20 protein-coding genes are annotated in these 26,088 nt (G+C 33.2%); 14 read left to right on the plus strand and 6 right to left on the minus strand.

What is annotated here, in order from left to right; translation table 11 throughout:
* Nucleotides 1-91: 91 nt before the first annotated feature.
* Genes aspS through BN2628_RS02840 form a run of 3 tightly spaced genes read left to right on the plus strand, consistent with a single transcriptional unit; the run spans nucleotide 92 to nucleotide 3,724 of the window.
* Entirely contained in the window at nucleotides 92-1,852 is a 1,761-nt protein-coding gene (aspS, locus tag BN2628_RS02830; protein WP_055095972.1) for an aspartate--tRNA ligase, read from the plus strand.
* Nucleotides 1,853-1,863: 11 nt separating this feature from the next.
* Nucleotides 1,864-2,958: a Nif3-like dinuclear metal center hexameric protein gene (locus BN2628_RS02835; RefSeq protein ID WP_021930194.1), complete on the plus strand. Its 1,095-nt coding sequence runs from the start codon at nucleotides 1,864-1,866 to the stop codon at nucleotides 2,956-2,958.
* 4 nt (nucleotides 2,959-2,962) lie between these two features.
* Nucleotides 2,963-3,724 (plus strand): zinc ribbon domain-containing protein, encoded by a 762-nt coding sequence (locus BN2628_RS02840; protein ID WP_021930193.1) that lies wholly within the window; start codon nucleotides 2,963-2,965, stop codon nucleotides 3,722-3,724.
* Between the two features lie 78 nt (nucleotides 3,725-3,802).
* Here BN2628_RS02840 and BN2628_RS02845 read toward each other — a convergent pair whose 3' ends face one another.
* Nucleotides 3,803-4,252: a type I restriction enzyme HsdR N-terminal domain-containing protein gene (locus BN2628_RS02845; RefSeq protein WP_044228906.1), complete on the minus strand. Its 450-nt coding sequence runs from the start codon at nucleotides 4,250-4,252 to the stop codon at nucleotides 3,803-3,805.
* Between the two features lie 57 nt (nucleotides 4,253-4,309).
* On the opposite strand from BN2628_RS02845, the gene BN2628_RS02850 reads away from it, so the two are divergent.
* The 5 genes from BN2628_RS02850 to BN2628_RS02875 all read left to right on the plus strand — a co-directional run bounded on the left by BN2628_RS02850 (nucleotide 4,310) and on the right by BN2628_RS02875 (nucleotide 9,008).
* The gene (locus BN2628_RS02850) at nucleotides 4,310-5,089 is read left to right on the plus strand and encodes an AMP nucleosidase (RefSeq protein ID WP_021930191.1); all 780 of its coding nucleotides are present in this window, start codon (nucleotides 4,310-4,312) and stop codon (nucleotides 5,087-5,089) included.
* 7 nt (nucleotides 5,090-5,096) lie between these two features.
* Nucleotides 5,097-6,119, plus strand: a complete 1,023-nt coding sequence (holA, locus tag BN2628_RS02855; RefSeq protein ID WP_044228986.1) for a DNA polymerase III subunit delta — start codon at nucleotides 5,097-5,099, stop codon at nucleotides 6,117-6,119.
* Between the two features lie 671 nt (nucleotides 6,120-6,790).
* Nucleotides 6,791-7,234, plus strand: coding sequence for a helix-turn-helix domain-containing protein (locus BN2628_RS02865; RefSeq protein ID WP_044228900.1), 444 nt, complete (start codon nucleotides 6,791-6,793; stop codon nucleotides 7,232-7,234).
* Nucleotides 7,235-7,326: 92 nt separating this feature from the next.
* Nucleotides 7,327-8,109, plus strand: coding sequence for a dihydroorotate dehydrogenase electron transfer subunit (locus BN2628_RS02870; RefSeq protein ID WP_044228983.1), 783 nt, complete (start codon nucleotides 7,327-7,329; stop codon nucleotides 8,107-8,109).
* Nucleotides 8,097-9,008, plus strand: coding sequence for a dihydroorotate dehydrogenase (locus BN2628_RS02875; RefSeq protein WP_055095974.1), 912 nt, complete (start codon nucleotides 8,097-8,099; stop codon nucleotides 9,006-9,008). Before BN2628_RS02870 ends, BN2628_RS02875 begins: the two co-directional genes overlap by 13 nt.
* A gap of 62 nt (nucleotides 9,009-9,070) precedes the next feature.
* Here BN2628_RS02875 and htpG read toward each other — a convergent pair whose 3' ends face one another.
* A complete protein-coding gene (gene htpG / locus BN2628_RS02880) occupies nucleotides 9,071-11,122 on the minus strand; it encodes a molecular chaperone HtpG (RefSeq protein ID WP_044228895.1) in 2,052 nt (683 codons plus the stop codon).
* 105 nt (nucleotides 11,123-11,227) lie between these two features.
* Nucleotides 11,228-13,762 carry an ATP-dependent Clp protease ATP-binding subunit gene (locus BN2628_RS02885; RefSeq protein WP_044228980.1) on the minus strand — a complete coding sequence of 845 codons (2,535 nt, stop codon included), beginning with the start codon at nucleotides 13,760-13,762 and terminating at the stop codon, nucleotides 11,228-11,230.
* Nucleotides 13,763-14,055: 293 nt separating this feature from the next.
* Here BN2628_RS02885 and gyrA point away from each other — a divergent pair, with 293 nt between their 5' ends.
* From gyrA to BN2628_RS02900, 3 genes are all read left to right on the plus strand, one after another.
* The gene (gene gyrA, locus BN2628_RS02890) at nucleotides 14,056-16,548 is read left to right on the plus strand and encodes a DNA gyrase subunit A (RefSeq protein WP_044228893.1); all 2,493 of its coding nucleotides are present in this window, start codon (nucleotides 14,056-14,058) and stop codon (nucleotides 16,546-16,548) included.
* A gap of 40 nt (nucleotides 16,549-16,588) precedes the next feature.
* Nucleotides 16,589-17,824: a tetratricopeptide repeat protein gene (locus BN2628_RS02895; protein WP_055095976.1), complete on the plus strand. Its 1,236-nt coding sequence runs from the start codon at nucleotides 16,589-16,591 to the stop codon at nucleotides 17,822-17,824.
* Nucleotides 17,825-18,110: 286 nt separating this feature from the next.
* On the plus strand, nucleotides 18,111-19,322 hold the full coding sequence (locus tag BN2628_RS02900; RefSeq protein WP_055095978.1) for a THUMP-like domain-containing protein: 1,212 nt from the start codon (nucleotides 18,111-18,113) through the stop codon (nucleotides 19,320-19,322).
* 10 nt (nucleotides 19,323-19,332) lie between these two features.
* Here the strand turns inward: BN2628_RS02900 and smpB are convergent, their stop codons facing one another.
* Complete coding sequence (gene smpB, locus BN2628_RS02905; RefSeq protein ID WP_044228884.1) at nucleotides 19,333-19,785, minus strand: SsrA-binding protein; 453 nt, start codon at nucleotides 19,783-19,785, stop codon at nucleotides 19,333-19,335.
* Nucleotides 19,786-19,800: 15 nt separating this feature from the next.
* Complete coding sequence (locus BN2628_RS02910; RefSeq protein ID WP_044228881.1) at nucleotides 19,801-20,364, minus strand: YIP1 family protein; 564 nt, start codon at nucleotides 20,362-20,364, stop codon at nucleotides 19,801-19,803.
* 163 nt (nucleotides 20,365-20,527) lie between these two features.
* On the opposite strand from BN2628_RS02910, the gene BN2628_RS02915 reads away from it, so the two are divergent.
* Both BN2628_RS02915 and BN2628_RS02920 read left to right on the plus strand, forming a co-directional pair.
* Nucleotides 20,528-21,727 carry a pyridoxal phosphate-dependent aminotransferase gene (locus tag BN2628_RS02915; RefSeq protein WP_044228878.1) on the plus strand — a complete coding sequence of 400 codons (1,200 nt, stop codon included), beginning with the start codon at nucleotides 20,528-20,530 and terminating at the stop codon, nucleotides 21,725-21,727.
* Nucleotides 21,724-22,971 (plus strand): ABC transporter permease, encoded by a 1,248-nt coding sequence (locus BN2628_RS02920; RefSeq protein ID WP_044228875.1) that lies wholly within the window; start codon nucleotides 21,724-21,726, stop codon nucleotides 22,969-22,971. The genes BN2628_RS02915 and BN2628_RS02920 overlap by 4 nt, the downstream gene beginning before the upstream one ends.
* Nucleotides 22,972-22,999: 28 nt before the next feature.
* Here BN2628_RS02920 and BN2628_RS02925 read toward each other — a convergent pair whose 3' ends face one another.
* A complete protein-coding gene (locus tag BN2628_RS02925; protein WP_044228872.1) occupies nucleotides 23,000-24,103 on the minus strand; it encodes a TlpA disulfide reductase family protein in 1,104 nt (367 codons plus the stop codon).
* A gap of 257 nt (nucleotides 24,104-24,360) precedes the next feature.
* Between BN2628_RS02925 and asnB the strand changes: the two genes are divergently transcribed.
* Nucleotides 24,361-26,025: an asparagine synthase B gene (gene asnB / locus BN2628_RS02930; RefSeq protein ID WP_044228868.1), complete on the plus strand. Its 1,665-nt coding sequence runs from the start codon at nucleotides 24,361-24,363 to the stop codon at nucleotides 26,023-26,025.
* The last annotated feature ends 63 nt before the right edge of the window (nucleotides 26,026-26,088 follow it).

Raw genomic sequence — 26,088 nt, forward strand, 5'->3', positions numbered from 1 at the left:
TGTTATAATTTTGCATAAATATTACAGTTACAATGCTATTGAGAATATTTAGTTGTAATATCAAAAATTGCCAAATCTAAAAAATAATTATATGTTTAGAACTCAAACTTGTGGAGAATTACGTTTGAAGGACGTAGACAAAACTGTAACCTTATCTGGATGGGTACAACGCACTCGTAAAATGGGAGGGATGACCTTTGTCGATATTAGAGACAGATACGGTATTACACAGTTGGTATTCAATCAAGAAATTAATCCTACGTTATGTAATGAAGCCAATAAATTAGGTCGTGAATATGTAATTCAAGTAACAGGAATTGTAAAGGAACGGTCTAATAAAAATTTTCATATTCCGACGGGTGAAATTGAAATTATTGTATCAGAACTGAAAGTATTACATTCGTCTGATATTCCTCCATTTACGATAGAAGATGATACAGATGGAGGAGATGACTTACGTATGCAGTATCGTTATCTTGATTTGCGACGCAATTGTGTGCGGCAAAATCTGGAGCTCAGGCATAAAATGGCCTTTGAAATTCGCCGTTACCTTGATGAGCAAAATTTTTTGGAAGTAGAAACTCCTATCTTGATAAAATCGACACCTGAAGGCGCACGAGATTTCATTGTACCGTCAAGAATGAATCCCGGTCAGTTTTATGCTCTTCCACAATCTCCTCAAACATTAAAACAACTTTTGATGGTTTCAGGATTTGATCGTTATTTTCAAATTGCCAAATGTTTCAGAGATGAAGATTTGAGGGCAGACAGACAACCTGAATTTACTCAAGTAGATTGTGAAATGTCATTTGTCGAACAAGAAGATATTCTCCAAATTTTCGAGGGGTTAATGAAACACCTTTTCTATTACATTAAAGGTATAGATATGAAAGAGCCTTTTCCTAGGATGTTATGGAGTGATGCCATGAAATATTATGGCAGTGACAAACCCGATATCCGTTTCGGTATGCGTTTTGTAGAATTGAAAGACTTAACTGAAGGGAGAGGATTTAGTGTTTTTGATAGTGCGCCATATGTTGCAGGAATTTGCGCTGAAGGTTGTGCTACATATACAAGAAAACAATTGGATGGATTGACAGATTTTGTAAAAAGACCACAGATTGGGGCGAAAGGTTTAGTATATGTTCGCTGTGAAGCCGGAGGTTCATATAAATCGTCTGTAGATAAATTTTATTCACAAGAAGATTTAAAAATGTGGGCAAAGCGTTTTGATGCAAAAGAGGGAGATTTGTTATTGATACTTTGCGGAGATAAGGCGAAAACGCAAAAAGCATTGGGAGAATTACGACTTGAAATGGGGAATCGCTTAGGGTTGAGGAATAAAGACGTTTATGCTCCCTTATGGGTCATAGATTTTCCGATGTTCGAATGGGACGATGAAACAAATCGTTTTTATGCAATGCACCATCCCTTTACATCTCCCAAAAGTGAAGATGTTCCTTTATTAGAAACTGACCCAGGCAAAGTAAGAGCTAATGCTTATGATATGGTTATCAATGGAGTTGAATTGGGTGGTGGTTCTATCCGTATTCATGATAGCCAACTGCAAGATAAAATGTTCAAAATACTTGGTTTTACCGAGGAACAAGCACAAGAGCAATTTGGATTCTTAATGAATGCTTTTAAATATGGAGCTCCTCCTCATGGAGGTTTAGCATTTGGACTCGACAGGATGGTGTCCATGTTTGCAGGTTTAGATTCTATCCGTGATTGTATTGCATTTCCTAAAAATAACTCGGGTAAAGACACCATGTTAGATGCTCCTTCGGCAATTGACTCTTTCCAACTTGAAGAATTGCAACTTAAGCTCGAACCTAAAGCCAAAAATTAAAGTTGATTCGAATGAAAATTTCCGAAATAATCGATGCAATAGAAACCATAGCTCCTCTTGCTTTACAAGAAAGTTATGATAATGCAGGCATACAGGTAGGAGATAAATCGGTCGAAGCTTCATCTGCTCTTCTTTGTCTTGATGTAACTGAAGAAGTGATAGATGAAGCAATATCTATTGGTGCTAATTTGATAATAGCTCATCATCCATTACTATTTAAGGGAATAAAATCGATAACGGGGAGTAATTATATTGAACGGATACTGATAAAAGCTATACAAAATAATATCGTAATTTATGCTTCTCACACTAATATGGACAACGCATATAACGGTGTTAATTATAAAATTGCGAAAATAATAGGCTTAGACTCCCTACAAATACTTGACCCTTTACAAGGACGATTGTTAAAATTAGCAACGTATGTACCGAAAAAATTCACCGAATCTGTTAGAAATGCTCTATTTAACGCTGGTGCCGGTTATATAGGCAACTATGATAACTGCAGTTATACAATAAAAGGGGAAGGAACATTTAGAGCAGGGGAGAATGCCCATCCTTTTTGTGGAGAAATTGGTCAAATGCACAAAGAAGAAGAGGCAAAAATAGAAGTCATTTTTCCCGATTATAAAAAAGTATCTGTTATTAAAGCTTTATTGGCCATTCATCCTTATGAAGAACCAGCTTTTGATATATTACCTTTAAATAATTCTTGGAATCATGCAGGAAGTGGCATAATCGGAAATCTCAGTACAGAAACCGATGCTATCGATTTTTTAAAAGACGTAAAATCAAAATTCCAGGTAAAAAGCATTAAGCATTCTTCAATTTTAGATAAGAAGATAAAAAGAGTTGCTTTATGTGGTGGGGCAGGGTCTTTTTTGATTCCTAAAGCAATTTCGTTAGGAGCAGATATATTCCTTACGGGAGAAATCAAATATCACGATTATTTCGGTAATAACGATCGTATTATTTTGGCTGAATTGGGTCATTATGAGAGCGAACAATATACAAAAGATATTTTTTGTGATATTATTACAAAAAAATTCCCTACATTTGCAGTTCATTATACTAAGGTAGAAACAAATCCGATAAATTATTTGTAAGCATATGGCTACTGATAAAACAAAAGTTGAAAAAGAATATACAGTGGAAGACCGCCTAAAAGCCCTGTATGAATTACAAACTATGCTTTCTGAGATTGACAGAATCAAGACTTTACGTGGAGAACTGCCTCTCGAAGTTCAGGACCTGGAGGACGAAATAGCGGGTCTAGAAACTCGTGTACAGAATTTTCATACTGAAATAGAAGAATTGCAAGCTGCTGTTGCTGCAAAAAAAGTAGAAATTCAAAATGCGCAAACTTTAATCGATAAGTATACAGCTCAGCAAGACAATGTTAGAAACAATCGTGAGTTTGATTTTTTGACCAAAGAAATCGAATATCAATCACTCGAAATCGAACTATGTGAAAAACGAATCCGAGAATTTACAGCACAAGAGAAAGCAAAAAGAGAAGATGTCGAAAATTGCCAGGCTCTTTTAGATGACAGAAAACATGATTTGATCGAGAAAAAGAGTGAATTAGATGAGATTGTTTCAGAAACAAAACAAGATGAAGAAAAGCTTCGAGAAAAGGCAAAAAAACTGGAACAACATATTGAACCTCGTTTGCTAGCAGCATTTAAACGTATTCGTAAAAATGCCCGTAATGGCTTAGCTGTCGTATATATACAACGTGATGCTTGCGGTGGATGTTTTAATAAAATTCCGCCACAAAGACAATTAGACATCAAATTGCGTAAAAAAATTATTGTTTGCGAGTATTGTGGCCGTATTATGATTGATCCAGAATTGGCCGGTGTAGAATAATAAATTTCTATATAGTAAAATAAAGACGGGTATTATATCAGAGTTATAATACCCGTCTTTATTTTATATAATTGACTGTTATAATTCGTTATAATCTGGTATTTCTTTTAAGAAATGAGGACACATATTATCATAATCCATTACACAACAATAGTGATTAATGCCATTTGAAACTACCAGATATTTCACTTTTAAGGCTATATTATAGCGAATAACTTGATTAAATACTTCCTGGTTCAATGTAATATGAGGAGCCTTATATTCTATAATCATAAGCGGACTTCCATATATATCATATATAACAGTATCACATCTTCGGTTTTGTCCATTCAGTCGAAGAGATATTTCATTTCCTATAAGCCCCAAGGGATACCCTTTGTAAGATATTAAATAGGAAACAAAGTGTTGGCGTACCCATTCTTCAGGAGTAAGAGCAATGTAACGTTTTCTAATAATATCAAAAATAAACAACCTATCTTTTTCTTTCTTTATTTTATAATCAAAAGACGGTAAATTCAGAACTGTCATACTTTATATTTGTTCTTAAACATAGAATTCTGTATTTTTACTCAAAATTAGCGAAAAATGAAAACAAAACAAGAAATTGTAGAAAATTGGTTGCCCCGGTATACCAAAAGAAAAATTGAAAATTTCTCAAAACATATATTATTGACCAATTTTTCTAAATATGTGGAGATATTTGCCAATCATTTTAATGTGCCTATATTAGGTGAAGATGGAAATATGCCTAATGCCTCAGCAGAAGGTGTAACTATTATAAATTTCGGAATGGGAAGTGCTAATGCTGCAACTGTAATGGATTTATTAAGTGCCATACAGCCTAAAGCTGTCTTATTTTTAGGAAAATGTGGGGGATTAAAAAAAGTAAATAAATTAGGAGATTATATATTGCCTATAGCTGCTATACGTGGAGAAGGGGCTTCGAATGACTATTTCCCCCCGGAGGTACCGGCATTACCGGCATTCAGTTTACAACGAGCCGTTTCAACTACTGTAAGAAACCATGGCAAGGATTATTGGACAGGTACAGTATATACAACAAATCGTCGTGTATGGGAGTATGATGACGAATTTAAAAACTATTTGAGAAAAACTCGTAGTATGGCAATAGATATGGAAACTGCAACCCTCTTTACAGTGGGGTTTGCCAATCAAATTCCGGTAGGTGCATTGCTATTGGTAACAGACCAGCCGATGATTTCTACTGGGGTAAAAACTGAAGAAAGCGACATGATTGTAACTCGCAATTTTGTCGATGAACACGTTATGATAGGTTTTGAATCTTTGAAAATGATTATTGATAAAAGAACTACGGTAAAACACCTTCGGTTCGAAGAAGAATGAAATGATAATGGCAAAGAAAGAATCCAATCAACATTTACAAATCATATCTGATATTCAGCAAAAAAAATTCAAGCCTGTTTATTTTTTAATGGGCCTGGAGCCTTATTATATCGACCTGATAACCAATACTATTATAGAAAATGCATTGGATGAAGCTGATCGGGATTTTAACCAAACAATTGTTTATGGTTCAGATGTAAATATGGCTTCAGTAATAAATGCTGCAAAGAGATATCCGATGATGGCTGTTCGTCAGTTAGTAGTGGTAAAAGAGGCTCAACAACTTGATAAGATGGAAGAGCTAAGCTATTATTTACAAAAACCACAAAAGAGTACAATATTAGTCTTAAATTATAAATATGGAACTTTAAAGAATAAAAAACTATTGGCCGAAATAGAAAAAATCGGAGTTCTATACGAATCAAAAAAACTATATGATTATCAACTTCCAGGTTTTATAAATAATTATTTTTTACAGAAAGGGTATTCTATCGGGCAAAAAGAATGTACAATGCTTAGCGATGCTATTGGTACAGATTTAAGCCGGTTAACAGGGGAAATGGAAAAGTTGCTAATATCCTTGCCCAGAGAAGAAAAAAGAATCACTGCAAATCATATAGAATCTAATATAGGTATCAGTAAAGATTTTAATAATTTCGAATTATTAAATGCTGTTATAAATCGAAATTACTATAAAGCATCTCAGATTATTCAGTATTTTGAAAAGAATCCCAAAGCCAACCCTTTTATCGTAACAATAAGCGTATTATTCAATTTTTTCTCAAATCTAATGCTTTTGTACTTCATTCCCAATAAGTCAGAAACGAGTATTTCAACTGAGCTTAAATTAAAAAATATCTATCAAGCTAAAGATTATATGATTGCTTTACGCAATTATAATGCTTATAAATGTATTGATATAATTTCCTTAATAAGAATTTATGATACTCGGTCAAAGGGAGTTGGTACAGCTCCAGGAACAGCCGATTCTGATTTACTTAAAGAATTAATATTCAAGATAATGCATTAAAGAAAAATAAGATTTTTAATGTTATACATCATCTATTAGCCTAAAATCCTTTCAATATTTTTTATCAATTTAACCCCAGAGTATGAAATATCAAAATACTGTGGGGTTAATTTCTATATTGTTCAAATTTAATTTATATTCATATTTGCAAATATGAATATAATATTATTATTTTCATTTGTGATATTCAAAGTTGAATAGTTAAAGTGAAGAAATCGAAATTTGCAAATGAAAACAATTAAAAATTACAATATTAGATGAGATTATAAGAAAAACGCATAAAAGGATATCTCAAATATAATAGCAGTATTATTTGTTATTTAATTTGTTGTTTATTAATAGTTTAATTATATAATTATAAAGTTTTACTTTAGGTTTGTTGTTCTTTATGTCGAAATTATCTAAATCTGACAAAATGAAGACACTATTTATTATAAATATATATTTGTATATCAGATATATATTATAATAAATATAAACTTGTACTTTAATAATATACATAGTTGTGATTTATGAAATTCATAAACGAAATTTATAACTTTCCGATTTGGTATTTTGTGTTTACAAATGAAATTTGCAAAAATCAAACTATATTTCTACATTTGTAAATTGATGGTATTTACAAATGAAAATATTGTGAATATATATTTTTTTCGATAAAATCGGTAAAGATGAATGAAAGAATAAGATTATTGATAGAGCAATTAGGGCTAACTCAAGCGGAATTTGCAGAAAGGGTAAAAATTCAACCGTCTACACTATCAAATGCATTAAGAGGGCGTAATGAGGTGAGTAATTCTATCATTATTAAAATACATGAAGCCTACCCCGAGGTATCTATTAATTGGCTTATGTTTGGAGAAGGAGATTTAAATATTGATAATATGGTTACAAATCCCAAGAATCAATCTAATGAGATTCCTTTTTTCTCGGACAAGCCATCAAAATCTTTAGAATATTCCAAAGATTTTGAGTTAAGAAAGGATGTATTACCATTTAATGATGGACCATCTCCTATTGTTGAGAAGATTCCGAAAGATAGAAAGGTGGTAAAAATAATGATTTTTTATTCTGATAATACTTTCGAATCATTTTCTTCAGACCAAATAAAGTAAAATCAAATAAACTAAATATAAACTTTTATATTTTTCTGTAATTTCAGACTCTTTCCCTATCTTTGCAAACACATCATATGTTATTTGCTCAAATGAAGAAATACGTTCTGGATTTAAAAGTCAATACAAAGACACATCTACATGAGAATTATGTATTGTTGAAATTTACGACACAAAATGGAGAACAATTACCGGATATGCTTCCGGGGCAATTTGTAGAAGTACGAATAGATGGCTCGCCGACAACTTTTCTTCGGCGACCTATTTCTATAAATTATATTGACAAAAAATCAAATGAATTATGGCTCCTTATACAGCTTGTCGGAGCCGGAACCCGCCAATTAGCTATGGCGGAACCGGGAAATATTGTAAATATGATACTCCCGTTAGGTAATTCTTTTACATTTCCCGAAAATAAGCGAAATAAATTATTATTAATTGGTGGTGGCGTAGGTATTGCACCTATGCTATATTTAGGACAAACTCTTAAAAATAAAGGATATACACCGTCTTTTTTGTTGGGAGCTCGTTCTATAAGAGATATATTGCAATTGAAAGAATTCAAATCCCTTGGAGAAACATATATAACAACAGAGGACGGTTCTCTTGGAGAACGAGGCTATGTAACTCAACATTCAGTTTTACAAAAAATTCATTTTGATTATATTTATACTTGTGGTCCCAAGCCTATGATGATGGCTGTAGCCAAATATGCCCGAAACAACAATATTTGCTGTGAGGTTTCTCTTGAAAATATGATGGCTTGCGGGATAGGTGCATGTCTTTGTTGTGTAGAAAATACAATCGAAGGACATGTATGTGTATGTAAAGAAGGGCCCATTTTTAATATAAATAGACTGTCATGGCAAATTTAAATGTAGAAATTGGAAATTTAAGACTGAAAAATCCGATAATGACTGCTTCTGGAACTTTTGGTTATGGAGAAGAATTCGCCGATTTCATCGATTTATCACGGTTAGGAGGTATTCTTGTAAAAGGCACAACGCTTCATCACCGTGAAGGCAATCCTTATCCTCGTATGGCCGAAACTCCAGCTGGAATGTTAAACGCAGTAGGTCTTCAAAATAAGGGTGTCAATTACTTTGCTGAAACAATATATCCGAGAATACGTACTATAGATACAAATATTATTGTCAATGTTTCGGGGTCTACTGTAGAGGATTATATTGCAACGGCTGAAAGAATTGCCCAGTTGGAACAAATTCCTGCAATTGAACTGAACATTTCTTGCCCTAATGTAAAAGAAGGAGGGATGGCTTTCGGAACATCTTGCAAAAGTGCTTCAAAGGTTGTAAAAGCTGTTAGAAAAGTTTATCCGAAAACATTGATAGTAAAATTATCTCCCAATGTCACAGATATAACAGAAATAGCTAGAGCTGTAGAGGCTGAAGGTGCAGATAGTGTTTCTTTAATAAATACATTATTGGGTATGGCCATCAATGCCAAGACACGTCGCCCCATGTTATCGACCGTAACTGGAGGATTATCGGGAGCTTGTGTTAAACCTGTTGCTTTGCGAATGGTATGGCAAACTTGTAAAACTGTAAAGATACCTGTTATTGGATTAGGCGGGATAATGAATGCAATGGATGCTGTTGAATTTTTATTGGCAGGTGCGACTGCAATTCAAATAGGTACGGCAAATTTCATTGATCCTCAAATAACTATAAAAGTTATAGATGGTATCAATGCTTATCTTGAAGAGCAGGGATGTGATGATATTAAAGATATAATAGGGGGACTAATTTATTAAAAGTATACTAAAAAGCCCTGTGAAATCTCAGGGCTTTTTAGTATACTTTTAATATGTACTTATTATAACAATTCTACTGAGCGTTTTACAAACTGGCTTAAAGCTTCACCTTTTAACATATTGTTTGATAATAAGGCTAAATCAACTAATTGTCGAACCAGATTGTTCGATTTAGCGTAATTAGAAAGAAGTTCTTCTTCTTTTTTCTTCAATTCGGTTATTTTTGATTCTTTCGTTTTGATATCCTCTTTCTCGGTTACAGATATTTCATCGTCCTTCTTTCCTTTATGATTCTCTCTCAATTTTTCAACACTTTCCTGTAAAGTTTTGATTTCTCCTTGTATGGGTTCTATTTCTGTTTTGCAGGCATTTTCCGTGTCTTCTATGATTTTTTTAGACAATGGATGTTCTGTATTGACGATTAAATTGAAACTATCGGGAAGCTCTCCATAGAAATTCATTCCTGGCTGCATGGCTGACATATCTTTCATACGACGCATAAATTCATTTTGAGTAATAATGACCGGTTGGGCATTTTCTCCAATAGGTTCAAACATTACAAGAAAATCAGCTTTTTCAATTGCCGGAATTTGTGATTTGAAAACAGTCGTCATCATCTCGCGTTCTTCCGAAGTAAGGACAGTAGCACTCTTATCCTCTTTCTTGACCAAATTTTCTACAATATCACTATCTACACGAACAAATCGACTTTTTTCCAATTTTTGTTCCAACAAACCGATAAAGTGGATATCTAATTGTCCATCCATCAGCAGCACATCATATCCCTTGGCTTGAGCCATCTCAATATAGTTATATTGTGCTATATGGTCTGTTGCATAAATGTATATCAAATTCTTATCTTTATCTGTCTGATTGGATTCTATAAGAGTCTTATATTCATCAAGAGTATAATATTTATTTTCAGTATTTTTCAATAAAGCAAATTTTTGAGCCTTTTCATAGAACTTCTCATCTGACAGCATTCCATACTCGATAAATAACTTAATATCATCCCATTTATCTTCAAATTGCTTGCGATCATTGTTAAATATCTCTTGTAAACGATCTGCTACTTTTTTGGTAATGTATGTCGATATTTTCTTTACATTAGAATCGCTTTGCAAATACGAGCGGGATACATTCAACGGAATATCAGGGGAATCTATCACTCCTTGTAGTAACATCAAAAATTCAGGGACAATACCTTCTACTGAATCAGTGACAAATACCTGGTTACTATATAACTGTATTTTATTCCGATTCAAATCAAAGTTTGATTTTATCTTTGGAAAATACAAAATTCCAGTCAGTTTAAATGGATAATCGACATTTAAATGTATCCAAAATAAGGGTTCATCTGAAGCAGGATATAATTCTGAATAAAAGCTTTTATAGTCTTCATCTGTTAATTCAGTAGGCTTTTTAGTCCATGCCGGAGCCGTATCGTTTATAATTTTGTCTCTGTCGGTATCTACATATTTACCATCTTTCCATTCTTGTTCTTTCCCGAATATAACAGGTATAGGTAAGAAACGACAGTATTTTTTTAACAGAGATTCAATCTTTGGTTCTTCCAAAAATTCTTTATTTTCATCATCAATATACAGAACAATATCGGTACCTCTTTCTTTTTTATCAATGTCAGACATTTCAAATTCAGGAGAACCATCACATGTCCACATTACTGCTTGGGCATTATCTTTATAAGATAAAGTTCTGATTTCAACTTTTTTAGAAACCATAAAAGATGAATAGAATCCTAATCCAAAATGGCCAATTATAGCATTTGCATCATTCTTGTATTTATTTAAAAATTCTTCAGCTCCAGAAAAGGCTATCTGATTGATATATTTTTCAATTTCTTCTGCGGTCATACCAATACCATGATCAGAAATTGTTAAAGTTCCCTTTTTCTGATCAAGAGAAACTTTCACATTCATATCACCCAGTTCTCCTTTAAAATCACCAAATGAAGACAGCGTTTTCAGTTTCTGTGTAGCGTCAACAGCATTTGAGACTAATTCACGAAGGAAGATTTCATGATCACTGTACAAGAACTTTTTGATAATGGGGAAAATATTATCCGTAGTAACCCCAATTTTACCTTTTTGCATAGTTATTTTATTTTAAATTTATTTTTACACAACTGAATAGTAAGAAGCAAAAAAAATGCCAGACTCAATGGAATCTGACATTTTGACTTATTCAAGATGGTTCTGTCACTTTTCAGTTTTCGAATCTTTTATTTGAGTAACGATTTTCTGGTTCTCTTTATCAAAGTCGACAATAATAGTGTCTCCTTCATTTACCGTTGCTCTAATTATCATTTCTGCCATTTCATCTTCAAGATATTTTTGTATAGCTCGTTTCAATGGTCTTGCCCCAAATTGAATATCATAACCTTTCGATGCGATGAAATCTTTTGCTGCATCTGTTATAATTAATTTGTACCCTAAGGCTTCAACTCTTTGATAGAAACCTTTCAATTCCAAATCAATAATCTTATAAATAGCATCTTTACTCAACTGATCAAACATAATAATATCATCTACACGATTCAAGAACTCAGGAGAAAATGCCCGATTTAATGCTTTTTGAATAACTCCACGAGAAAAGTCTTTATTATCATTTGAGGATGTAGAAAAACCCACTCCATGTCCAAAATCCTTCAACTGACGGGTTCCGATATTTGATGTCATAATCAGAATCGTATTTTTAAAATCAACACGTCGGCCCAAACTATCAGTCAGCCGTCCCTCGTCCATTACTTGTAAAAGTAAATTAAAAACATCTGGATGTGCTTTCTCTATTTCATCTAAAAGCACAACAGAATAGGGATGACGGCGTACTTTCTCTGTCAGTTGTCCTCCTTCTTCATATCCTACATATCCAGGAGGGGCTCCAATCAATCTTGAAACAGTAAATTTTTCCATATATTCACTCATATCCATTCGTATCAATGTATCTTTTGAGTCGAACAGATATTCAGCCAACATCTTGGCTAAATGTGTTTTACCAACACCGGTAGGACCTAAAAACATAAATGTACCGATAGGTTTATTCGGGTCTTTCAATCCAACTCTATTTCTCTGTATTGCCTTTACAATTTTATCCACAGCTTCGTCTTGTCCTATTATTGAATGTTTGAGGACATCAGCCATCTGCAAAAGTTTACTCCCTTCTGCCTGTGCTATTCGTTGAACAGGGACTCCTGACATCATTGCTACGACTTCAGCAATTTTTTCTTCATCAACTACTTCGCGTTTTTCCTGAATCTGTTCTTCCCAACGTCGCTTTGCAGCGTCTAATTCAGACTGATATTCTTTAGTCTTGTCACGAAAACTTGCAGCTAATTCATAATTTTGAGATTTTACAGCTTTCATCTTGTCCTCACTTGTTGCTGCAATCTTCTTTTCAAGTTCCTCAATCTCTTTGGGTACAGTAATATTTGATATATGTACTCTTGAGCCGGCTTCATCCAATGCATCAATTGCTTTGTCTGGGAAATTACGGTCACTGATATATCTCTCTGTTAATTTCACACAAGCCTCAAGAGCCTCCGGTGTATATATTACATTGTGATGATCTTCATATCTACCTTTGATATTTTTAAGTATCTGTAAAGTTTCTTCAGGAGTTGTAGGATCTACCATAATCTTTTGAAAACGGCGTTCTAAGGCTCCATCTTTTTCAATATTTTTACGATATTCATCCAATGTTGTAGCTCCAATACATTGTATTTCACCTCGTGCTAATGCAGGTTTTAGCATGTTAGCTGCATCCAAAGTACCTGTAGCACCTCCCGCTCCGACAATAGTATGTATTTCATCAATGAATAATATTATATTGGGGTTTTTTGAAAGTTCATTTAGAATAGCTTTGATTCTTTCCTCAAATTGTCCTCTATATTTTGTCCCTGCGACGATAGATGCCATATCTAAAGAAACCACTCGTTTATCAAATAAAACCCGAGATACTTTTCTTTGAATAATGCGAAGAGCCAGGCCTTCCACAATTGCTGATTTTCCGACTCCCGGTTCGCCAATTAATACTGGATTATTTTTTTTTCTACGGCTCAAAACTTGGGCTAATCGCTCTATTTCTTTTTCGCGACCAACAACAGGATCAAGCCTATTTTCTTCTGCAGCTTTGGTCATATCTGTACCAAAATTGTCTAAAACTGGAGTATCATTAGAGGTTTTGGTATATGAATTTCCAAGGCCTTGTTTACTTTGCTCGCTCCGATAATTCTTTTCATCTTCTAAATCATCGTCATCATCATCAGAAAAATCTGCTCCCATGTTCCTTGGCATAACATTCTCTTCTGAACCTTTTTTCAAAAAGGACAAAACATCATTATATTCTACATCGTTTAATTTAAGAATATTGGCTGCAACAGTATCCTTTTCTTTCAAAATTGCTAGTAAAAGATGTTCTGTATCAGTTACATCACTTTTTAGAAGTCTGGCCTCTAATATGCTCATTTTTAAAACTTTATCTGTGCTTTTACTAATAATCAATTCCTCTCCGGATACATGTTCCGGCAATTCTCTTAATGCTTCTTCAACTGCGGATTTCAGTGAGCTTGAATTAACACCAAGATAATGTAAAGCATCCAGAGCACGTCCTGTCCCGTCTCTCAAGATACCCAATAAAAGGTGTTCCGGTCCAATATAATGGCTTTGTAAACGCTCAGCCTCTTCACGACTATAACCTAACACATCTTTTACTCTTTGTGAAAAGTTTCTTTCCATATATAATCCTTCTCTATCTTTTTTTCTAATTATTCTAATACAAAGATACAATTAATATCTCAATAATGTTATATCACAAATATTATGCCGTTTTTGTTCATATCAAAATGCATGAAATAAAATGCTATCAAAAATACTTAATAATAATGTATATACCTAATTATGTAGAGAGCCTAAATTTGGTGTTCTAAAACCCTAAAAATACCTCAAAAAACTTTTGTAATCGGAATGAATGTAGTAATTTAGTGCAGTTTTTCGTAAAAAAGTTTAATGTATAACCAATCTATATTTAAATGATTGACCAAGATAGAATTATAAAAGTAAATATTGAAAACAAGATGAAATCGGCTTACATCGACTATTCGATGTCCGTCATTGTTGCACGGGCTCTTCCCGATGTAAGAGATGGATTTAAGCCGGTACACAGACGTGTTTTATTCGGGATGAACGAGTTAGGAAATACGTCAGACAAACCGTATAAAAAATCTGCGAGAATTGTCGGTGAGGTATTAGGTAAATATCATCCTCATGGAGACTCTTCTGTCTATTTTGCCATGGTACGTATGGCTCAAGAATGGTCTTTACGTTATCCATTGGTGGACGGACAGGGAAATTTTGGTTCAGTAGATGGGGATAGTCCTGCGGCAATGCGTTACACAGAAGCACGTTTAGCTAAGCTTGCCGAAGAAATGTTGCGCGATATTGATAAAGATACTGTAGATTTCAAAAATAACTTCGATGATACATTAAGAGAACCTGTAGTATTACCTACACGAATTCCTAATCTTTTAATAAACGGAGCATCCGGTATTGCCGTTGGTATGGCAACTAATATGCCTCCACATAATCTTTCTGAATCAATAGATGCAACAATTGCACTTATTGACAATCGGGATATGGAGATAGCAGATCTTATGCATTATATAAAGGCTCCAGATTTCCCGACAGGAGGTTATATATATGGATATAGTGGTGTAAAAGAAGCATTTGAAACGGGACGGGGACGTATTGTAATCCGTTCGAAAGCAGAAATAGAAACAGATAATAACAAGGAAAAAATTGTTGTAACTGAAATTCCTTATCTGGTAAATAAAGCTGAACTGATTAAAAATATAGCCGATTTAGTCGAAGAAAAACGATTGGATGGAATATCGAATATCAATGATGAATCTGACCGAACTGGTATGCGCATTGTTATCGATATTAAAAAAGATGCGAATTCGAGTGTCGTACTGAATAAGTTGTATAAAATGACAGCTTTGCAGTCTTCATTTAGTGTCAATAATATTGCTCTAGTCGATGGACGTCCACAGATGTTAAATCTAAAACAATTACTAGAAGCATTTATCGAACATCGGCATAGTGTTGTTATCCGCAGGACTCGCTACGAATTGGCCGAAGCAGAAAAGAAGGCTCATATTCTCGAAGGATTAATCATAGCATGTGACCATATCGATGAAGTCATCCAAATTATACGTTCTTCCAAGAGCCCTGATGAAGCCCGAGAACGATTGATGGAGCGTTTCAGTTTAACAGAGGTACAATCCAGAGCTATCGTAGAAATGCGTCTACGTCAGCTAACCGGTCTTGAACAGGACAAACTTCGTGCTGATTACAAAAATCTTATGGATCAAATCGATTATTTCAATCGTATATTGTCTGATGAACAACTTTGTATGCAGGTTGTGAAAGACGAATTAATCGAGATCAAAGAAAAGTATGGAGATGCGAGAAAAACAGAAATAATATATGCCTCTGAAGAATTCAATGCCGAAGATTTCTATGCTGATGATGAAATGATTATTACGATTTCTCATATGGGGTATATAAAGCGTACCCCATTGACCGAATTCCGAGCTCAAAATAGAGGTGGAGTAGGTGCCAAGGGTAGCGATACTCGCGAAGAGGATTTTATCGAATATATTTATCCGGCATCTATGCATAACTATATGCTATTCTTTACTCAAAAAGGCCGGTGTTATTGGTTAAAGGTATATGAAATACCAGAAGGTGCAAAAAATGCAAAAGGACGGGCAATACAAAATATGTTGAATATTGATGCGGATGATAAAGTCAATGCATTTATTAGAGTAAAACAGTTGCAAGATCCTGAATATAATACTACTCATAACCTTGTATTCTGTACTAAACGAGGAGTCATAAAGAAAACAAAACTCGAAGCATACTCAAGACCTCGGCAGAATGGGGTCAACGCTATAACAATCAGAGAAGATGACCAAGTAATACAGGTAAGACTTACCACCGGAGATAGTCAAATTATCATGGCAAATCGAAATGGTCGGGCTATTCGTTTTCATGAAAGTACTGTTCGTGAAATGGGTCGTATTGCAACTGGAGTACGTGGTATGACCCTTGATGGCCCGGATGATGAAGTAATCGGTATGATTTGTATTAAAGACCCAGAAAAAGAAACTGTAATGGTCGTTTCAGAACAGGGTTATGGCAAACGCTCAGAGATAGAAGATTACCGTATTACTAACCGAGGCGGAAAAGGAGTAAAAACTTTGAATATTACGGAAAAAACAGGTAAATTAGTTGCCATAAAAAGTGTTACTGATGAAAATGATTTGGTAATTATAAATAAATCGGGAATAACTCTTCGTCTAAAAGTTTCAGATGTACGAGTTATGGGTCGAGCAACACAGGGTGTACGCCTGATCAATTTGGAAAAACGAAATGATGAAATAGCATCTGTATGTAAAGTTCTTTCAGAAAGTGTAGATGAAGATATGCAAGATGAGAACGTTACAGAAGTAGGAGAATAATATTTAAATGTAATAAAGTTCAAGCTTAAAAAACGGAAAAATGAAAAAGACCTTTTTAACTGCAACACTTTGCCTGGCAGCCACTGGAGCTTTTGCACAGATGAAATCTGTCAACCAGGCTTTTAGCGAAGCTAAAATGGAGAATCCGAACTTTAAAGAAGCTCGTGCCACCATTCAACAGACTTTGACAAATCCAGAAACTGAAAATGTTGCTAAAACATGGTATGTTGCTGGCTTTATCGAAAATAAAGCCTTCGGAGCAGATCAGAAAAAACAATTGTTAAACCAAAAAGTTGACGAAAAAAATTTGTACAATGCTTTATATGATAATTACAAATATTATATAAAAGCTGTAGGGTTAGATACTTTGCCTAATGAAAAGAATAAAGTAAAGCCTAAATATCTGAAAGATATTCGCAACACACTAAAGAATAATCATGTTTATTTCTGGAATGCAGGTGGATATTTTTTCAATGCAAATGATTTCAAGACAGCTTACAAAATGTGGAATGTTTATCTTGATATTCCCAAATTAGGTTTCATGGCTCCTGCTGAAATCAAGATGGATTCTACCTACACTATGATTAAGTATAATGCTGCAATAGCAGCTATTCGAGCTGAAGATAATAAGTTGGCAATCAAATGTCTGGAGGAATTAAAAAAGGATAATTACAATCCTCAAGATGTATATAAATTATTGACTTATGAATATGAATTAGAAAAAGATACAGTCAATTTGATCAATACATTAAAAGAGGCAGTAAACAAATTCGGTAGTGCCGATAAAGATTCTCAATTTATGCTTCGACTAATTAATTTGTATATCTATACGGGTAAATCTCAAGAAGCTATTGATTACTTAAAAAAAGCTGTAGAAGCAGAGCCTCAAAATGCTGAATATTGGAAAGTAATGGGAGGGCTTTATTACGAGAGTCTTAAGGATGAAGAAAAGGCCATTGAATGTATCCTAAAAGCTATTGAAATTAAACCCGATTATGCAGAGGCTTTAGGTGAACTTGGACGCATATATTATAATAGAGCTGTAAACTTCAATACGGAAATCAGTAATATCAGAGATAATAAAAAATATCAAGAAGAAAAAGAGAAAAAAGTTATTCCAGCATTCAAAGAAGCATTGCCTTATTATGAAAAAGCTCATCAATTAAAACCAGACGAGAACGAGTACAAAATAGCGTTAAGAGGCATTTACTATAATTTGGATGATGCTGAAAACTTAAAGAAAATTGAAGCAGAAATGGGAGCTTTGGTTCAATAAAAATATTATGAGTCTTATTAAAAAAAAGAGTTGCAAAATTTTATTGCAACTCTTTTTTTTGGCATAAAATGAATTTTAATTAGGTAAATATATTAATACATGGGAAAAGTGATATTTATAAAGAAAGAGGTTATATTGACGTTTACTTCAGAAAATTCTATTTAACATAATATTGATTATGTAACAAATAAGGGAATGTATATTTAAATCAAATTTCACCAGATAAACGGATATCAATCTCAAAATATAAGGAAGAAAATAAGTATATTTGTTCAAAAATATTTTTATGCTTATGCGACTGAATGAGGCTTTCTACAAATATATTTATGAACATAAAGATGACAATACGAATGTTTTAAGATTACAACAAAAAGAAAGTGAAGAATTTGATGTACTATTTGCAATTGACCAAATTGAAGCTCGAAAAAAAATAAAAAACAAATTACCTCATTGGCATCAAAATATTTATTTGCTATTTCCATCTGTTATTTCTACGGAACAAGCTTCTTCAGAAGAAACCGCTATTTACAAATCAGAATTATTATCGGATAAAGATGTAATCAAATTGTGTGATTTGACTGGAGGTTTAGGTATTGATACCTATTATTTTGCTCAAAGAGCATCTTCTGTTACATATATAGAACGATATCCCCTATATTGTGAAATTGCTCAACATAACTATAAGGTATTAAAAGCCAGTAATATAACTATAATAAATGATGATTGTAATAATTTCGTATTAAAAAATAATCAGTATTTTAACATTTGTTATATTGATCCTGCTCGACGTGGAAAAAATAATAAACGAGTATTTGCCTTTGAAGATTGTGAACCTGACATTTTATCTTTACTTCCTAATTTGTATCGTTTTTCCGACCAGATAATTATCAAGGCTTCTCCTATGATAGATATAACATCTGCTATAAATCAGTTGTCCGATATTGCAGAAATACATATCGTTTCTGTAAAAAACGAATGTAAAGAATTACTTTTCATTTTACAAAAAGACATGTTGTCTATATCTAATCCTCAAATAATATGTGTCAATATTTGCTCTAAAAATAAAGAAGTTTTCTCTTTTTCTTATTTGCAAGAACGTATGCTCCCCTGTTCAAATTACGCATCGTCTATTTTGACATATCTATATGAACCTAATTCTTCTATCTTAAAATCAGGAGCATTCAAAATGTTAGGACAAGTGTTTTGTGTAGATAAATTACATGTTAATAGTCACTTATATACATCAGATAAGTATATGGAAGATTTTCCTGGAAGGAAATTCAAAGTCATAGATATTTATGATTTCTCGTCCAAAAACTCAAAAATAATAGCTCAAAAATATACAAAAGCCTCTATTTCTTCCCGAAACTTTCCTTTGCGACCCGATGAGTTGAAAAAAAAGTTGAAAATAAAAGATGGTGAAGAATATTATTTGTTTGCGACTACTTTATATCCTAACAAAAAAATTATTATAATAACGCAAAAAGCACAAAAATAAAAGGGGATGATTAACGCTTAAATGCTCTATCCATTGTACGTTTATCTTCACGTTCTTTTATAGATTCTCTTTTGTCATAGGCTTTCTTACCTTTTGCAACAGCTACGACAACTTTAGCCAAACCTTTATCACTTATAAATATTTTAGTTGGAATGACAGAATATCCAGCTTCCTTCGTCAATCTTTGAATTTTTTGCAGTTCTTTTGCTGTTAAAAGTAATTTTCTATCACGACGAGCATTATGATTATTATATGTACCATAGAAATACTCAGCAATATACATATTTTTTATCCATAATTCTCCATTATTAAAGAAACAGAATGTATCTACCAAACTAGCTTTTCCTAATCGTATAGATTTTATTTCTGTACCAGTCAGCACTATACCTGCTGTATAAGTATCAAGCAATTCGTAATCAAATGATGCCCGTTTATTCTTTATATTTATCTGTGGTAACTTCATATTTCAATTTATAACCTAATTTCTAATACCTGGCATTAATATAAACATAATCCGCTCAATAATAATCGGTGATAGCAATATAATAAGCGAAACCAAGACAATAAAAGTCATTCTTTTAGAGTCAGGAACATTAAAAAAATACTTCAGGCCTTCCCATGCAACATAAATAACATATAGAGGAGCAAACCTGATAAATGAAAAATTATCAGGTAAAATATTCATAGCAATTGTTACAATCATAAGCAGGCTTAATAAATAACCAGCAAATTTTTGGGATAACAAGGGATTTTTATCTTCTTCCAAAAGTTTTTGACGAATTTCATCTATCAAAAATGCTGATACAAAAAAGCCTACAAAATATTGAACAAAGTTAATGGTTACCCATTTTAAAGCCTGTTCCAGAGTAAATCCTGGAGTTAAAAAGCCTCCAAATGCAGACAGAGCAGTCAATCCCATCATCGGATATAGAAAGTAATTCAAGAAATGATCATGAGATTCTTTCTTCTCGGCAATCTGCTGCCAGGCTTTCGCGGGAAATACTACTAACAAAAATAAGCTACTTATTATATTCCTTATCATTTATTTTTCCGATTAATCTTGACAAAAATAATAATTTATATTGTATTGCTTGCAAGCGTTTTTATATTATGAACAAAAAATACTTGTTTTATATGGCAAAGAGTAATAAATTTGCAGAGAGAAACAGAAATTAATATAGAAAATAACAGACAGAATAAACATAATGCCGACAATATCCAACCGGGGAGAAATTATGCCAGCATCTCCCATACGTAAACTTGTTCCTTTAGCTAATGAAGCAAAGCAAAGAGGAATAAAGGTATATCATCTAAATATCGGTCAACCGGATCTTCCGACTCCAGAAGTAGGATTAAATGCGGCCCGTAATATTGACCGCAAAATTTTGGAATATAGTCCCAGTGAAGGAATACGAAGTTTTCGGGAGAAATTGGTGAAATATTATGCAAAATTCAATATTATTGTTGATGCGGATGATATAATTATTACTACTGGAGGCTCAGAAGCTGTTTTATTTTCTTTTTTAGCATGTCTCGATCCCGGGGACGAGATTATTGTACCTGAACCGGCTTATGCTAACTATATGGCATTTGCAATATCTGCTGGAGCAAAAATCAAGACTCTCCCCTCCTCTATTGATGAAGGTTTTGCTTTGCCTTCTGTTGAAAAATTTGAAGAGCTCATTACTGAGCGCACTAAAGGCATTTTAATCTGTAATCCTAATAATCCTACAGGATATCTTTATACACAGAAAGAAATGAATCAAATTAGAGATTTAGTAAAAAAATATGATTTATTTCTGTTCTCCGATGAAGTATATCGCGAGTTTTGTTATACAGGAGCACCCTATATTTCTGCTTTTCATTTGAAAGGTATTGAGGATAACGTGGTGCTAATTGATTCGGTATCAAAGAGATACAGTGAATGTGGAATACGTATAGGTGCATTGATTACGAAACACAAAGAGCTAAAGAAAAATGTGATGAAATTTTGTCAAGCTCGTTTAAGTCCACCTCTTATAGGACAGCTCATAGCTGAAGCTTCTTTGGATGCTCCTGATGATTATTTATTATCTACTTACAATGAATATGTCGAACGTCGAAAGTTTCTTATTGATGGTTTGAATCGTATTCCCGGATGTTATTCTCCTATTCCGATGGGTGCTTTTTATACAATGGCCAAACTGCCGGTAGATGATGCTGATAAGTTTTGTGCTTGGTGTCTTAAAGAGTTTGAATATGAGGGACAAACTGTGTTTATGGCTCCAGGATCTGGTTTCTACACAACACCCGGATTGGGAGTAAATGAAGTTCGTGTTGCATATGTTTTGAAAAAAGAGGATTTGGCGAAAGCTTTAATTGTATTAGCTAAAGCATTAGAAGCCTATCCTGGACGAATATTATGAATCTAGAACTCTTTATAGCAAAGAGAATACATTTCGGCAAAGGTGGCGAGATTCAAAAAGTCTCGCCTCCTGCTATTCGTATCGCGACTATCGGTGTAGCATTAGGCCTTTCTGTAATGATTTTAGCTGTAGCTATAGTCATAGGTTTTAAAAAAGAAATTAGAGATAAGATTATAGGATTCAATTCTCATATTCAAATTTCAACTTTTGATAATAATCTTTCCTACGAAACTCATCCGATATCTATTTCTACACAACAAAAAGACTCTTTAATGCAATATCCCGAAATAAAGCATGTTGAAACTTTTGCGACGAAGCCTGGAATATTGAAAACTAATGATTCGTTTATGGGTATTGCTCTAAAAGGTGTTTCAACAGATTACGATTGGTCATTTTTTAAAAGTAGCCTTAAGGAAGGAACTTTACCTCAAATATCAGATTCACTTGTATCCGATGAAATAATTATATCCCAGTATATTGCAGACAAATTGCATTTATCTATAAATGATAACATCTTATGCTATTTTGTACAAGAAAATATTCGGGCTCGTAAATTTAAAATATCAGGGATATACCAGACTAATTTTACTGATTATGACAAATTTTTTATTATCGGTGACGAAAAACAAATACAAAAACTGAACGGTTGGGAAAAAGATCAGCATAGTGGTATAGAAATACAATTATATAGTTTTAATGATTTGGATCGTCTAACAGAAGAATTGTATTTCAAATTTTTAGACCAAACAGACGCATATGGAGAAAATTATTACGTAAAATCCATAAAAGACCAAAATCCTCAATTATTTAGTTGGTTAGATTTATTAGACCTTAATGTATGGGTTATTCTGATTCTAATGTCTATAGTTGCTGGCTTTACAATGATCTCGGGGTTACTTATTATAATACTTGAACGGACAAATATGATAGGGGTTCTTAAAGCTTTGGGTGCATCAAATTTGTCTATTCGGAAAATATTTTTATATGTTGCTGTATTTCTGGTCGGAAAGGGGCTTTTATGGGGAAATGTAATAGGTTTAGGATTATGTGCAATACAATACTATTTCAAAATAATAAAACTTGATCCCGAAATATATTATATTACATCTGTTCCTATCAGTCTGAATATTACATATATAATATTATTGAATATAGCTTCTATGGCAATATCTCTTCTCATGCTTTTAGGGCCTTCTTATTTAGTATCCCTAATCAGACCTGCCAAGTCAATCAAATTTGAATAAGGTATTTGTTCTACTCGATAATGGTGTTTCACTTCAGCAACTCTTGCAATTTGATGCGAAGTTCTTTTTCATTCATTCCTTTTGCTGCTATAGAACCATCCGGATTAATCAACATTAAATGCGGAATACTATTCACTCCATAAACCTTTGTTGCTTCTGCATCCCATCCTTTAAGATCTGACAATTGTACCCAAGGAATGTGTAAATTTTCAATCGCATTTACCCATTCTGTCGAATCTATATCCAATGAAACTCCCACAACATCTACACCTTTGTTTTTATATTCATTATATATATCAATTAATTCCGGTAAAGCCACTCGACATGGACCGCACCAAGATGCCCAAAAATCTACTATAGTAAATTTTCCCTTTCCTGCATAATCAGATAATTTTCCAGGAGTTCCATTCGGCAATCTCAAGTTCATATCAGCAAACATTTTTCCTTCAGCAACAGAGGCAATACGTCTCAATCTTTCTGCAATTTGTTTCACCCCTATTTCATTTTGGAATGCAGTTTCAGACTTGGATATAATATTTTCAAGTTGTTTATCCTCAAATAAATTTTGGTATCTTACTAATACAAAAGCACCTGACACATTATCTAAATTTGATAAAATGAAATTTTGAATATGTTCGATAAATAATTCATTAATAGAATCGTATTTATTTGAAAGCCGAATTTCTATATCTTCAGTCAATGTATTATCTGCAGCCTTTTCTAAATATATTTTCTCTAATGCTTTCATCTCTTCATCAAAAGTTTCATTTTTCTTTATAAAAGATTGGAGCCGATTGTTTAGGTTGCTTCCCTTTACGCTACTTTCCGAACCTAATACAGCCACTAATTCTGCATTTTCGAGAATAAAAGATGTATATATATCTATATTATCATTAAATCGTAAATAGTATACAGCTGGAATATCCTGAATACCTTTAAATTCGAAATTTCCTTCCTCCACCATAACACTATCTACATTGACTAATTCTTCTCCAGATATCCGTGATAAATAAACTATCTTTCCATTCAATTCCGTATCTGTTACTTGCCCTGAAATATGATATGATTTAGGGGATTGATTACAACTTATAGAGATAATTGTAATAGCTAACAACAAATATATTTTTTTCATAACTCTGATTCTCTACTTTTCTTACAAATATAGTAAAGCTATCCCTATAACTATACAAATCTAATAAAAAAAGCGTTAAGGTAATAATATCTTAATGATAGTTTATAAAGTTATATGTTTTCATATTTCTTATTAGAATAATAATATAATAGAAATATGATAGTAAAAATAATTTTATAAAATCATTATGATAAAAATTATTTTATATCTTTGCAGAAACAAGATATGAAATAATAATATTTAAAATAATATTGATTATGTGTGGAATAGTTGGAGTATTTGATTTAAGTGAAGACCCTCAACAGATGAGAGGCAAAGTTTTAAAAATGGCAAAAAAAATCAGGCATAGAGGGCCTGATTGGTCTGGAATTTATTGCAACAATAAAGCTATTTTAGCTCATGAACGTTTATCAATAGTGGATCCAGAGTCTGGGGGGCAACCATTAAAAAGTAAGGATGAAAAGCTTATATTATCAGTAAATGGCGAAATATATAATCACAGAGAAATCAGAAATGAAATGAAAAATGAGTATGAATTTCTTACGGGATCTGACTGTGAAGTAATATTAGCCTTATATAAGAAAAAAGGAATCAATTTTCTTGAAGATATAAACGGCATTTTTGCATTTGCATTATATGATGAAGAAAATGATTGTTACCTGATAGCCAGGGACCCTATCGGTGTCATTCCTCTATATATGGGTTGGGACAGTAGCAAACAATTCTATATTGCTTCGGAATTAAAAGCATTAGAAGGAATATGCAACCATATCGAAATTTTTCCTCCTGGACATTATTGGTATAGTAAGGAAAGACAATTGCAAAAATGGTATACTCGTGATTGGGAAAAATATGAGAATATAAAAAATAATGCAGTAGATATAAATGAGTTACACGAAGCTTTAGAGAATGCTGTAAAAAGGCAGCTTATGTCAGATGTTCCTTATGGAGTTTTATTATCTGGAGGTTTGGATTCCTCTATAATTTCAGCTATTGCTAAAAAATATGCATCCAAACGTATTGAAACAGATAACAAATCTGATGCTTGGTGGCCACAATTACATTCTTTTGCTATAGGACTTAAAGGTGCTCCGGACCTGAAAGCTGCTAAAGAAGTAGCTGACTATATTGGCTCAGTACACCACGAAATCAATTATACTATACAGGAAGGATTAGACGCTATACGAGATGTTATATATTACATTGAAACTTATGATGTAACTACCGTCAGAGCTTCTACTCCCATGTATTTATTAGCAAGAGTAATCAAATCAATGGGTATCAAAATGGTCCTTTCGGGAGAAGGGGCCGATGAAATATTTGGAGGTTATTTGTACTTCCATAAAGCTCCGGATGCAAAATCTTTTCATGAAGAAACCGTTCGAAAATTGAGTAAGCTACATCTTTATGATTGTTTAAGAGCAAACAAGTCATTAGCAGCTTGGGGTGTAGAAGGTAGAGTTCCATTTCTCGACAAAGAATTTTTAGATATAGCTATGCGGATAAACCCTGAGGCAAAAATGGTAAAAGATGGAAAAATAGAGAAGTGGATAATTCGCAAAACTTTTGAAAATATGCTTCCAAAGAATATCGTTTGGAGACAAAAAGAACAATTTTCTGATGGTGTTGGATATAGTTGGATTGATACTCTAAAAAAAATTACTTCAGAAAAAATATCGGATGAAGATATGTCTCACGCCTCTGAGCGTTTTCCTTTAAATACTCCCCAAAATAAAGAGGAATATTATTATCGAACTATTTTTGAAGAACATTTTCCTTCAAACACTGCAGCGCTTACTGTTCCTTCTGTACCTTCTATTGCCTGTAGTACAGCTGAAGCATTATCTTGGGATGAGTCTTTTAAAAACATGAATGATCCTTCGGGGCGCGCCATCAAAAATGTTCATGTAAAAAGTTATTAAAAAACGGCTCAAAATATACAAAAAGCCGATGCCTCCCGACATCGGCTTTTCTATGTAACAGAT

The sequence above is a fragment of the Gabonia massiliensis genome (genome assembly GCF_001403595.1).
Lineage (GTDB): Bacteria > Bacteroidota > Bacteroidia > Bacteroidales > Coprobacteraceae > Coprobacter > Coprobacter secundus.

What these genes read in the sequence shown, in the direction of transcription:
- aspS (WP_055095972.1), top strand. Translation starts at nt 92, where the DNA reads ATGTTTAGAACTCAAACTTGTGGAGAATTACGTTTGAAGGACGTAGAC.
- BN2628_RS02915 (WP_044228878.1), top strand. Translation starts at nt 20,528, where the DNA reads ATGCCGACAATATCCAACCGGGGAGAAATTATGCCAGCATCTCCCATA.
- BN2628_RS02900 (WP_055095978.1), top strand. Translation starts at nt 18,111, where the DNA reads ATGCTTATGCGACTGAATGAGGCTTTCTACAAATATATTTATGAACAT.
- BN2628_RS02840 (WP_021930193.1), top strand. Translation starts at nt 2,963, where the DNA reads ATGGCTACTGATAAAACAAAAGTTGAAAAAGAATATACAGTGGAAGAC.
- BN2628_RS02870 (WP_044228983.1), top strand. Translation starts at nt 7,327, where the DNA reads ATGAAGAAATACGTTCTGGATTTAAAAGTCAATACAAAGACACATCTA.
- BN2628_RS02845 (WP_044228906.1), bottom strand. Translation starts at nt 4,252, where the DNA reads ATGACAGTTCTGAATTTACCGTCTTTTGATTATAAAATAAAGAAAGAA.
- BN2628_RS02920 (WP_044228875.1), top strand. Translation starts at nt 21,724, where the DNA reads ATGAATCTAGAACTCTTTATAGCAAAGAGAATACATTTCGGCAAAGGT.
- BN2628_RS02865 (WP_044228900.1), top strand. Translation starts at nt 6,791, where the DNA reads ATGAATGAAAGAATAAGATTATTGATAGAGCAATTAGGGCTAACTCAA.
- asnB (WP_044228868.1), top strand. Translation starts at nt 24,361, where the DNA reads ATGTGTGGAATAGTTGGAGTATTTGATTTAAGTGAAGACCCTCAACAG.
- BN2628_RS02925 (WP_044228872.1), bottom strand. Translation starts at nt 24,103, where the DNA reads ATGAAAAAAATATATTTGTTGTTAGCTATTACAATTATCTCTATAAGT.
- BN2628_RS02910 (WP_044228881.1), bottom strand. Translation starts at nt 20,364, where the DNA reads ATGATAAGGAATATAATAAGTAGCTTATTTTTGTTAGTAGTATTTCCC.
- BN2628_RS02895 (WP_055095976.1), top strand. Translation starts at nt 16,589, where the DNA reads ATGAAAAAGACCTTTTTAACTGCAACACTTTGCCTGGCAGCCACTGGA.
- htpG (WP_044228895.1), bottom strand. Translation starts at nt 11,122, where the DNA reads ATGCAAAAAGGTAAAATTGGGGTTACTACGGATAATATTTTCCCCATT.
- gyrA (WP_044228893.1), top strand. Translation starts at nt 14,056, where the DNA reads ATGATTGACCAAGATAGAATTATAAAAGTAAATATTGAAAACAAGATG.
- holA (WP_044228986.1), top strand. Translation starts at nt 5,097, where the DNA reads ATGGCAAAGAAAGAATCCAATCAACATTTACAAATCATATCTGATATT.
- BN2628_RS02850 (WP_021930191.1), top strand. Translation starts at nt 4,310, where the DNA reads ATGAAAACAAAACAAGAAATTGTAGAAAATTGGTTGCCCCGGTATACC.
- BN2628_RS02835 (WP_021930194.1), top strand. Translation starts at nt 1,864, where the DNA reads ATGAAAATTTCCGAAATAATCGATGCAATAGAAACCATAGCTCCTCTT.
- smpB (WP_044228884.1), bottom strand. Translation starts at nt 19,785, where the DNA reads ATGAAGTTACCACAGATAAATATAAAGAATAAACGGGCATCATTTGAT.
- BN2628_RS02875 (WP_055095974.1), top strand. Translation starts at nt 8,097, where the DNA reads ATGGCAAATTTAAATGTAGAAATTGGAAATTTAAGACTGAAAAATCCG.
- BN2628_RS02885 (WP_044228980.1), bottom strand. Translation starts at nt 13,762, where the DNA reads ATGGAAAGAAACTTTTCACAAAGAGTAAAAGATGTGTTAGGTTATAGT.